General features: G+C 58.5%; 11 protein-coding genes. 1 reads left to right on the top strand and 10 read right to left on the bottom strand.

Annotated elements, in window-relative coordinates:
- From QMX93_RS09685 to QMX93_RS09650, 8 genes are all read right to left on the bottom strand, one after another.
- Window positions 1–1,137: STY4528 family pathogenicity island replication protein (locus QMX93_RS09685; protein WP_282355142.1), on the bottom strand; the 1,137-nt coding region annotated here is incomplete at its 3' end.
- Window positions 1,134–1,682, bottom strand: coding sequence for a DUF2857 domain-containing protein (locus QMX93_RS09680; RefSeq protein WP_282355141.1), 549 nt, complete (start codon window positions 1,680–1,682; stop codon window positions 1,134–1,136). The genes QMX93_RS09680 and QMX93_RS09685, both read right to left, overlap by 4 nt.
- A complete protein-coding gene (locus QMX93_RS09675) occupies window positions 1,679–3,304 on the bottom strand; it encodes a ParB family protein (protein ID WP_282355138.1) in 1,626 nt (541 codons plus the stop codon). The genes QMX93_RS09680 and QMX93_RS09675 overlap by 4 nt, the downstream gene beginning before the upstream one ends.
- A 10-nt stretch (window positions 3,305–3,314) precedes the next feature.
- Window positions 3,315–3,530 (bottom strand): hypothetical protein, encoded by a 216-nt coding sequence (locus QMX93_RS09670; RefSeq protein ID WP_282355135.1) that lies wholly within the window; start codon window positions 3,528–3,530, stop codon window positions 3,315–3,317.
- Window positions 3,530–4,876, bottom strand: a complete 1,347-nt coding sequence (gene dnaB / locus QMX93_RS09665; protein WP_282355133.1) for a replicative DNA helicase — start codon at window positions 4,874–4,876, stop codon at window positions 3,530–3,532. The genes QMX93_RS09670 and dnaB overlap by 1 nt, the downstream gene beginning before the upstream one ends.
- Window positions 4,873–5,718 (bottom strand): ParA family protein, encoded by an 846-nt coding sequence (locus tag QMX93_RS09660; RefSeq protein WP_282355131.1) that lies wholly within the window; start codon window positions 5,716–5,718, stop codon window positions 4,873–4,875. The genes dnaB and QMX93_RS09660 overlap by 4 nt, the downstream gene beginning before the upstream one ends.
- A 2-nt stretch (window positions 5,719–5,720) precedes the next feature.
- Entirely contained in the window at window positions 5,721–5,954 is a 234-nt protein-coding gene (locus tag QMX93_RS09655; protein WP_282355128.1) for an AlpA family phage regulatory protein, read from the bottom strand.
- Between the two features lie 115 nt (window positions 5,955–6,069).
- Window positions 6,070–6,819, bottom strand: coding sequence for a hypothetical protein (locus QMX93_RS09650; RefSeq protein ID WP_282355126.1), 750 nt, complete (start codon window positions 6,817–6,819; stop codon window positions 6,070–6,072).
- Between the two features lie 445 nt (window positions 6,820–7,264).
- Between QMX93_RS09650 and QMX93_RS09645 the strand changes: the two genes are divergently transcribed.
- Window positions 7,265–7,978, top strand: a complete 714-nt coding sequence (locus tag QMX93_RS09645) for a carbohydrate porin (RefSeq protein ID WP_349016339.1) — start codon at window positions 7,265–7,267, stop codon at window positions 7,976–7,978.
- A 70-nt stretch (window positions 7,979–8,048) separates the two neighbouring features.
- On the opposite strand, the gene QMX93_RS09640 is transcribed toward QMX93_RS09645, so the two are convergent.
- On the bottom strand, window positions 8,049–8,252 hold the full coding sequence (locus QMX93_RS09640; protein ID WP_282355122.1) for a DUF2188 domain-containing protein: 204 nt from the start codon (window positions 8,250–8,252) through the stop codon (window positions 8,049–8,051).
- Window positions 8,253–8,782: 530 nt separating this feature from the next.
- Window positions 8,783–9,517 (bottom strand): transporter substrate-binding domain-containing protein, encoded by a 735-nt coding sequence (locus QMX93_RS09635; RefSeq protein WP_282355120.1) that lies wholly within the window; start codon window positions 9,515–9,517, stop codon window positions 8,783–8,785.
- Window positions 9,518–10,288: the final 771 nt, after the last annotated feature.

Here is a 10,288-nt window from a genome sequence, read left to right as displayed (position 1 = left end):
TGGTGGTGGTGGTGGTGGTGGTGGTGGTGGTGGTGGTGGTGCGGCAGCCTGGCCTGAGCTGACGGCAAGTGAAGGTTCTGCCTGACCCGCCCAGGGATGGAATTCACTGCGTAGCGCACGCTGGATCAGGCCCATCAGGTACGCGGTGGGTTTGCGTATGCCACCGGCCGCGCAGCGGGCTCCAGCCTCGTTCAACACCGCCTGGCGATCACTGGGCTCCAGTTTATTCAACGCAATGAGCGCGGCCTGTTGCTCCTCTGGGCGCAGATGCAATGCAGCCGGCCACTGCAAGCGGGGCTTTTCCATACCCGCGCTCACGTGCTGTACAGTACTAATACATGCTTTTAATACAGTACAGGCAGCGTTCGGATTCCGAACGCTGCCGTGAATGCTGGGTTGCAGACCTGGTTCGGACTCCGAACTGGGGGTTGCACGAATCCGAACGACGGAGAGGTTGCCCCGTTCGGATTCGTGCAGGGGGGCGTCGGGCGTGGGTGTATCCAATTCGTGTTCGGCCAACCGTTCGGTCAAGACCTCTAGCCGTGTGGGCAGCCGGCGCTGATCAATGTCGGTATCCCGCTGGACCTCCTCCAGAACGTGCTGGGCAACAATACGAACGTTCTTGGCGGCATGACCGAGGCAATGCCCGAGCAGCTCTAAATAGTCCGGATCCAGTTCCATGGCTTCGGTTGGGGTCAGCGACTCGTCGTGCAGCACATACAGCGACCCTTGCAGACGGCCACTGGTGGGGTCGCGTCCGCGCGCCACCAGGCTGAGCCAGCGGGTGAGCCTGAGCACGGTGAGCACGCGTGCGATGGTCTCGCGAGAGGCCACCGGGCCATAGGGGACAGTCGACAAATAAGGCTGTAAATCTTGATAGCGGGGTGTGGCCAAGCCCTGGCCGTCCAATAACAAGCGCAACACCTGCCAGGCATTGCGCTCGAGCGGCGTCAAGCGACTGTCCAGCAGCAGGCGACGTGGCACAATATCGAGGGATTGGCCGCTGTACAGAAAGCCGGCCTGCAGGCCGTAGACGGAAGCTTTGGGGGGCGGAGGACGGGCAGGCCACTGATCGTCTAACTGTCGGGCGCACTGTTGCAGCACCCGTTGCCATCGGGAGGTCGCCATAGCATTCACGGCTGAGGGCTGTGTTGCGCGATTTGCTGCCAGACCATCACCAGACTGATCTGTTGTTCTTCGGCCAGCATCATCATGGAGTCGAGTTGATCCTCGGCACCTTCCTGCTCACGCAACTGGCACCAGCGCCGCCAGAGCGCATGCTCTTGCGCTTCGCTGAGGTGATGAGGACGGCCCTTACGGGTTTCGATCTTCAGCAGTCGGCGACGCATGGCGGTTTCCGAATGGGCCAAGCCGAAGCACTGATACATGATGGTGCTGCTGGCGCCCAGTTTGAGGGCCCGGTTGATCAGTCGTTCGTTCTGTTCATCGCGATCAGCTTGCTCAATCAGGCGCCTCAGCACCGGTGAATCGATGCGGATTTCGACCCAGGACACGCTGGCGTGGGCCAGGCGCGACAAGGTGGTGGGCGGTAAGGCTTGCAACAGGGTGAGATCGTCTTCGCCCAAGCCTAACGCTTTGCAGCGCTGCAGGTTGCCCTGGCGCAGCTCATGCAGCACTTGAGTCAGCATGGCCTGATTAAGTAGGTTAAAGGACAGGCTCATGACAGTTCCTCCGGAGGGGCGAGCGAAGGTTCAAGCGTTTGATCGATCAGCCGTCGGGCCAGGCGGATAAGGCGAAAGAGCTGGATCAACTGTTCGTCAGGCAGCCGCTCCAAGCCCACGTTCAGGGCGGGGCGATCATTCAGCGGGACCTCGTAGGCGCCAATGAGCAGCTGTCCGAACAGGGCCGAGGGCAGTTGTCGACAATCCTCCCACTGGACCTCGTCATGAGCGCGCAACAGGGCGGTCAGCAGCAGCTGAATGCCGGTGGCCCGGGGTGAGCTCTGCTCGAACGGTTCCATTCGCAGGGCATAGCCGAGCCCGTCCAGTTGTTCGACCACGCTGTCGGCCTGTCCGGCGTAACTCGCTAGGTCCTGTGCCAGGTTGAAGATGGCGGATCGTAGCTGTTCGGGTGTGTCGTGCGCGGGTTCGATGTGCCAGAGATTGTCCACCGAATGAAACCTGTCAGCTTGGGCTGGAGTGGGGCCGACAGCATGTTCATCAACGTCTGACAACGGCTCGTCCATGGTTGCGCGGGCGATCAATTCGCGGATGTGCTGTACCCGTGAAAGAGGATTGGGTGACGGCGCTATCTGGGCGGGGACGTCCGTATGCGCAGATGACTTCGCTGTTGTTTCATCATTGGGAAGCCGAGAATCAGGGGAGGAGGAGCGAGATTCGAGAGCGGGTGGGGCTGACGCGGGCGGGTTCGAGGATTGGCCGAGTTCGGGCAATGGGCTCACCACGATGCCTGGTAGCGGCTGGGGGTGTTGGCTGTCGGTCAGCTCCAACGCCAACATTCGGTAGGACTGTCCGAGCAGTTGGCTCATCCGCTCAAGGAGTTCATCCTGAACACGCTCGACATCAAAGCCCTCCGGTTCGGCATCGAAACTGGTCAAGGTGTCGAGCCAGAACGCGTTGAATGCATAGGCGGTTGACGGGTAGCGGTTCCAGGTCCGCTCGGCCTGGTTGCGTAGGCTAATCAGGCGCTCGACTTGGGGCTTTCCCAAACCGGCATAGAGCACTTGTGGAATGGCCGGCAGCAGGTGTTCCAGGGTGCCGAGCATCCGGCTGAGGTGCGACTGTGAAATCGGATAACCCCCTGCTGCCAGGCGGCAGGCCAATTCGCGTTGGGGCAGCGAGGGGCCATCCTGTTCAAACATCGCTTTGAGTTTGGCGACCGCCAGGGCCCGTTCGATAAAGGTGAGTTGACCGTGCAGATCACTTTCGGCCAGATGACCGAGCAGGGCGGTGACTTCATTGCTCCAGGGTTTGAACAGGCAGTGAATGCGAAAAAAACGTTCGTCACGGCTCTCATGCCACAGCTCGCCGAGAATCGCCAGGCGGGTATTACCACCGTTACGGATGATGAAGGACGCCTCGCCGGGACGGCGGGTGATCGGGGGTGGCTGATCCAAACCTCGTTCGCGGATGGAGGCCTTCAGATCGTCGTACAGTGGATTACGAAGGAAACGCGGGTTGTGTTCATACGGCCGTAGCTGCTCCAGAGTGACCAGCATAGGCGTATCGACGATAGGGTCGACGGCTTGATCCACCTCAAGGCGGTGCGCGAAGTGGCCGGCCAGCAGCTTGCCGGTGATGTCCTCCTGAGTCGGCTTTTTCATTCGGCAAGCCTCATGCGTGTGGGTGACCAAAGTCATCACCGACTTGGAAGCGGACTATTTCGACGGTCTCCGAGCGTTCAACGTACTGGGACAGTTCGAACAGAAACTCGCTCATGGTCGGGCGCCCGCCTCGCAGACGAAACACCACGGTGCAGTATTCTTTGTCCAGAACATCCGACAGCGGATGTCGGGTCGGTAGGCAGGTTTTTGGAAGGGCTTGACGCATCAGGAGACTCCTTGCCAAGCGCTGTTGGCATGCAGGGAGGTAAAGCGGGTTTGCTCGGCCATGAACAGGACCCGCAGGAAGCCGGTGGGCCCATTACGGTGCTTGCCGATGATCAGTTCGGCGGTGCCGCGATCGGCGCTCTCAGGGTGGTACACCTCATCGCGGTAGACGAAGAGGATCAGGTCGGCATCCTGCTCGATGGCACCCGATTCGCGCAGGTCAGCCAGTACCGGGCGCTTGTTGCTGCGCTGCTCCAATGATCGGTTGAGCTGGGAGAGAGCGATGACCGGGCAATTCAGCTCCTTGGCCAGCGCCTTGAGACCCGCGGATATCTCGGCGATCTCCAGATTGCGAGTCTCGCGCCCCGGTGCCCGCATCAATTGCAGGTAATCGACCATCACCAGGGCCGGCGGGCCAAAGCGGCGAGCCGCGCGCCGGGCACGGGAGCGCAACGCCATGCAGGTCAAGGCCGGGCTGTCGTCGATGATCAAACGCTCCCCATAGCCCTGCAGTTTGGCCGCGGCAGCCGTCAGGTGTGGCCAATCGTTGTCGCTCAGTTGGCCTTTCATGAGATTGGCCAGCGAGAGATGCCCCAGAATGGCCAATAGCCGATACACCAGCGCCCGGGCCGGCATTTCCAGGCTGTAGATCTGCACCGAAGCGCCGGGGCGAGCGGCGAGGGCGGTTTCGACAAAATTCAGCACCAAACTGGTTTTACCCATCGACGGGCGTGCCGCGACCACCACCAGGTCGGCCGGCTGAAAACCGGCGGTCTTGAGGTCCAGCTCGACCAGCCCACTGGGGACGCCGGTGGTGATCTCGCCACTGTTAAAGTGCTGGTCGATCTCCTCGATCACACCCAGTAGGCAGTGATTCAGATCGACGAATTCTTGCCGTTGTTGCATTTGACCCAGCGCGAACAACCGTTGCTCGAATTGCTCCTGGACCCATTGGCTACTGGCTTGCGGTTCGGCGGCTTCGCGGCTGCAAGCGAACCCGAGCTGGATCAGTCGACGCAGGTGGGCCCGTTCGCGAACAATCTCGGCATAGGTCTTGATATTGGCCACTGAGGGCGTGTTTTTGGCCAGCTCGCCCAAGTAGGCGAGTCCACCCCATTCGGGCTGATCGGTGAGTTGCTCGAACAGGGTCACCACGTCGAAAGGTTTGTTTTGCTGCGCCAGGACCGCGATGGCTTTGAAGATCGCCCGATGCTCGGAGCGGAAAAAGTCCTCGACCGTCAGCCGATCGGCCAGCAAATCCCACGTGCTGTTGTCCAGCATCAGCCCGCCGAGTACACCTTGCTCCGCTTCGAGTGAGTAGGGGGGCGTCAGGTTGGCGATGGTCATAACGGCCTCTCCGCACTGGGGCCGACCGTCGAGATAGCGGCCTGCCATTCGGGGAACAGCTCGATGGCCAGGGCTTGTAGGGTTTCCAGTGCTGAGGGCGAGCGTCGGCCGCTCGGGCGGTGCGTCTCGATTCGGTGAACCGGCAAGCCCAATGAAGCGGCATTCACGTAGATCACCCGATTGGGGATGACGGTGTTCAGCACTGCAGTCGAGGTGGCTGCTGGGAAGCTTTCGCGTAATCCACGTACGATCATCCGCGCATCCAGCCTAACCAAGTCCACTTGGTTCAGCAGCAGGCGCAACGGCGGCACGGCGATGCCGAGGTGGCGGAAGGGTTCCAGGTCACCGAGGAGTTTCAGTGTGCCGCGACTCAGTTCACGTGCAGCGAGCATTTCCGGGTTGATCGGGGAGAGTGCCAGGTCAGAGGCGAGGACCGCCATTTCCAACAGCACGCTCCGCGCGCCCTGCGTATCAATCAGCAGCAGGTCGTAATGATCGCGAAAGCCATCCAGCAAGTTGCGCAGGCGCAGGCGTCCATCCGGCGCATGCAGCAACAACGTGTTGAGTTGTCCTTGATGGTCGTTGGAGAGAATCAGGTCGAGTTTGTTCAGCCTTGTGCGGGAAATGATTTGTGGGTGATCGGTCAGGTTGAGTGCGATCAACTCATAGGCCCCCGCTGGTGCGGTCTGGGCCAGCGGGTAATAACTGGACAGCGTGGGCTGGCTGTCCAGATCCAGCAATAGCACGCGTAGGCCGGCATCGGCCAGGAGGCCGCCGAGATTGGCGGTCACCGTGGTTTTGCCCACCCCCCCTTTGGTGGATATTACCGACACCACGCGCATGGTCATCTCTCCTGCGGCGCCAGCCGTTCGGTAATCCAGCGCTCGATCTCCAACGAGTCCCAGCCCACGGCACGCAGGCCAATGCGCTTGGCTTGGGGAAAGCGCCCCTCCTTCATCAGGTTGTAGATGTGTGCCCGTTTAAAACCGGTTTTTCGCTCCACTTCATCGCGGCGCATGATGTGGCGTTCGGTCGGGGGTTGAACGATGTCAGCGAGCTGGGTGGATGAACTGGACATGCTGGTCACTCCTGGCGCCGCCTGGCGCGTGATGGGAAGTGACCTGAATTGAATAGCAGAAATGGGATGGCGTCATTGCACTGCAATTGAGGGGATTGCAGTGCAATGCGGTGGTTCAGGTGGTTTTTTTGAGGATGCGATTGGCTGCGGCGAATTTTGCGTCTAACGTTCGTTTGCTGAGACCGGGAGTGTCTGTAAAACGCGCGGTTACGGCATCGACGATCGCGGTTTGATTTTCGAACACGGACAGGGGCTTGCCGGCCGGTGATGAATCCAAGACGGTGTAGGTCAAGGCGCCAATGATTTGCAAGTAGGTGTGTTCGCTGCGCTCGCTGAGTTGCCCCTGCGACTTCACTAACGCGTTGAGGCTTTTCTGTTCCAGTCCCAGTGCTTGGAGGTCGACCTCAACGTCGTGAAGCTGGCGTTGCAGAGTATTGCGTTCTTGCACGAGGGCATCACGCTCTGCCTGGAGGAAAAGGTAAGCCGCAGGGCTGATTTGTTCACGGGTGTCATTGACGGACTCGAACAGAAATCCCGGCCGCTGATCGGGATAGTAACGTTGCATCCAGAGGCGTAAGTCAGAATGGCGCACCGTTATCTGACCAGGCTCCAAGGGACTGCCCATTGGCACCGAAACACCGAGGTAGCCGTAGGGTAATTCGCCATTACGCATCGCATCGTAAATTTTTTCGGTATTGGCGTGAAGGCAGGGCCATTGAGGGAATAAGGTCCCGAGCTTCTCCGGACAGTGCCAGGCGGCTTGTAATATTTCTGCCTCATAACGTACGAGGCCGCACCATCGCAAGGCGGCATCGATTGGACGATAGAAGGTTTTAGCCTGCGGATTGAAATTGTCGGCGTACATGTGCGGATGGACCTCCACTCCTGATGGTTAGGCCTCCCGCGGAACATCCCTGCACCGTCCACCTGCTGGGAAACTGCTGGCAGTGGTTGCTTTATTCGGATCTCAAACTCGGTGAGGTCATTCCATTTGTCTACGACCCAACATGGTTAGCTTTGACCTTCGTCCAACGTTTTTCCTGGATTCTCACAGCAGGTTTCTGCGTTGCCCAATCGGGTCCGGAAAGGCAGATGTTTTACCTGTCGATGCTACGGTATCCACTGTGACGATAGTCGGTTTCAGGCTGAGTTCAATTCGTAAGTCTCAGCTCATAGGGATCGACCGCTTCAGAGCGTTATGGTGAATTGCCAAAAACGAGAGGTGACAACCGTCCCGATACTGGGGAAACGCATTCCGGCGTCGATGCCGAGCCGAGGCTGGTGCACGCAAGGTGTTAACGACAGCAGAGATGTGTCGGATTCCCGCAAAGCACTGGAACTGCGGTGGCGCCGGTTGGGGCGGGCGCGGCAGGTTCAACCCTGGCCCACGAACCTATGTGCAGGCAGGAGCGTTTGTGGCGGATGACACGACATTCGACGATCGGACCGGGCTGTTTGATGTGGGTGCCCAACATATCCTCGGGACCAATTACATGGCCGAGACTGGGTACGAAACTCACTTCAATGACGAAGTAAAACCTCGTTATTACCGCTTCGGGGTGTCGTACCTGGATGCCCGGCGCAGCGATGTGTTGCTCAGTACCGAAGGGCGCAAACGCTGGAAGCATAGCGGCAGTCCCAAGACTCAGCGAGGTGAAACAGCCATTTACCTGACAGGAGGACAAGTCCTGCTACGTCCCGATGTGTGGGCAAGGCAGTGGCGCCAGCGGCGTGCGTGTGGCGATGGGATCGTTGTGCGCTACGCGGACGACAGCGTGGTGGGTTTCAGGACGCAATGGCAGGCTCAGCAGTTTCGGGTGCAGTCGCAGGAGCGCTTGGCCAGGTTCGGTTTATCCCTCAATGCCTCGAAGACACGGCTGATTGAGTTTGGTCGTTTCGCTGTAAAGAATCGCAGGCGGCGAGGTCTAGGTAAACCGGAGACGTTTGACTTCCAGGGCAGTACAGCCCTGAACGCAGCCCTGCCAGCCTCTTTTACCGATTGTCCTTTGCTTCGAACTTCATAGTAAGACTCGAAACCGGTGCGGCCCCCTGGAATCACTGCCAGCAGTTTCCAGCCCTCGGCCAGCCCTTACGTTAAAAATGGGTGCGCGGGTATGTCCGCTCATCCTCAATTTTCCCAGTTTCGGTGTAGATTTTCACAGAGCCCGTGCGCCCATCCATGTACTCCGACAGCAGCTCCAGCAGCCGTGCTTTGGTCGGCGCAGCAAGCAGCGCCGCTTCGAAGCCCTCTGCTTGAAGATTCCAGCCGTCGGGGGTAGATACGATGTGGTAGTTCATGGGGTCTCCTGCATGGCACACGACGATTGCACTTAATTCCGGGGGGAATGCTCGGTACACCAATCGAAAGGGTGAGGTGATTGAATTTATTGATGGGTGCAACGGTGCGCCACTCATGGGTTTGTACAGGGGATTAATGCGTGATCTTTTTAAGTCCTATTCTTTAGTTTATTACAAAGTGTTTTTCCATAGTCTCCAATATGGTCCACGTACCGCGTGCGCCTGGCTCGATGTTGGCGCCGACGCCGAATTGATCCAGTTACCGAGATGCCACTGATCCAGTCTGATTCCTCGCGAACCATTTCCTGTGCTGGATTTCTGCCGATTGGAGTTGGGTCAGTCTTGCGTCGGCACGTGGTCAATTCGGCGTTGGCGCCTACACTCAGGAGCTTCAGCAAGCGGCGTTTACACACTCTGGGCCGCGATCGACCTCGACTTCGCTTGTGCGGCTGGACAAGCAAGACGGCCTGTATCAACGCTTCGTTTGGCTCATCAACGGCCTGTTGGAGTATGATCTGGCTGTCGCGCCGTTATCGTGTCGCGTGATTGATCAGCCAACGCTGCTTCAGTTGTTGCAGGCGTCCATCGCGGTTCATCTCATCAAGTTCTTCCTGCCAGCGTGCTACCTGACCAGCATCGGTCCGCGGAGAGAATGCGATATAGGCCCCTTGTTTCATCAGTGGCATTTGATAGCTCAGTTTGTTTGGCTCTAGCCCGACCTCATGAGCCAACGTGGCGATGGTGAGCGTATCAGCGACAACCAGATTGGTCCGTCCCAGGCGTAGCAGTTGCATCATTTGTTCCGGTGTTTCCACACCATACAGATTGCTAAAGCCTTGTTTTTTCAGGTACTCATAGGCCAACCATTTTCGCGGTAGGGCGATCCGGTCCACTGCTCTCGCTTCACGCAGACTAAGCACCGGCTGCGCGTTTCCATTTTCCGCATACAGTGCCGTTTCCACCTCCATTAATGGGCCTACCCATTGGTAGTGAGGTTCGCGCTCGACGGTGTGTAGCACGGTAAATACCGCCGTGTTTGATTCAGTACTGGCAATGCGCAGGGCGCGAAGCAGGGGGATCTGCTCCATGTGTACATGATCGCCGGTTCGTTCGGCCAGAACACGCACCACATCCACGCCAAAACCAATCAGCTCATTGCCTTGCTGAAAATGCAGCGGCGGATGGTTATCGGTGAGCATGCGCAGGTCTGCCGCGACAGCCGTGAAAGTAAGGAAAGACAGCAGGCAACCAACCACCAGCTTCATGAACCAGCCTCAACGTAATGGGGGGCGCAGCTTATTACGACCGTACCTTGGATGTCGCGGGGGATTGCTCCGGTCCACTAGCACTAGTAAGGCACTCTGCGGTGTACTTCGGGAAACCGAGCTTTATGAAATTAGCCCGTTCACGGGAGCCACAAAGACTGCAAGCGAAGCATCTCCAAGCAGTCGATCGTTACCGCCGGAGCTGTGTAGCTTCGACGTAAGTCCTGGCGAGGCGGCTAACGGTTGGCCGTTGGCAAACTGTGGGGTATCACCAATGGCAGCAACGAGTACGGTGCATGAAAAGCTGCATGAACTTGAGTGTCAACGAGAGTAAGAATGCAGTGACGAGTGCGTTTAGCCGCAAGTTTCTGGGCTATGAGTTTTGGATAGCCCAATGCAAGTCAAGCGCGCAACCTCCTACAAAGCGCAGACGCAATTCAAGCAGCATATCCGCTGGTTCACCCGACGCTCGTGTGGTCCTGACTTTTGGTTCTGAAGGCCTGCCTCGTGTGTAAGCTGGTCGAGTGGATACGACCTCGACTGAGAGCGATCCCGCGCTGGTAGTGGTAGTGCGGTCCTACGATCTATCGAGCGCTACGGACACTTGGGGTGAGCCAGCAGCTGGCGTAGCGGGTGGCCAGTAACGCTCATCGCAGATGGCGTAATAGCCGTTTTGAGTTGAATCGTGTGTTGAGTATTGCGTGGTTCGACAGGCTGGGATTGGTACGCCTTTCATAGCCTTAATCTCTCGAACACGCCCGGTGCGGACCC

The sequence above is a fragment of the Pseudomonas sp. PS01303 genome (genome assembly GCF_029959385.1).
GTDB lineage: Bacteria > Pseudomonadota > Gammaproteobacteria > Pseudomonadales > Pseudomonadaceae > Aquipseudomonas > Aquipseudomonas rustica.
Note: the sequence above shows the minus strand (reverse complement) of the source record. Positions and strands in the feature narration are given on the sequence as shown.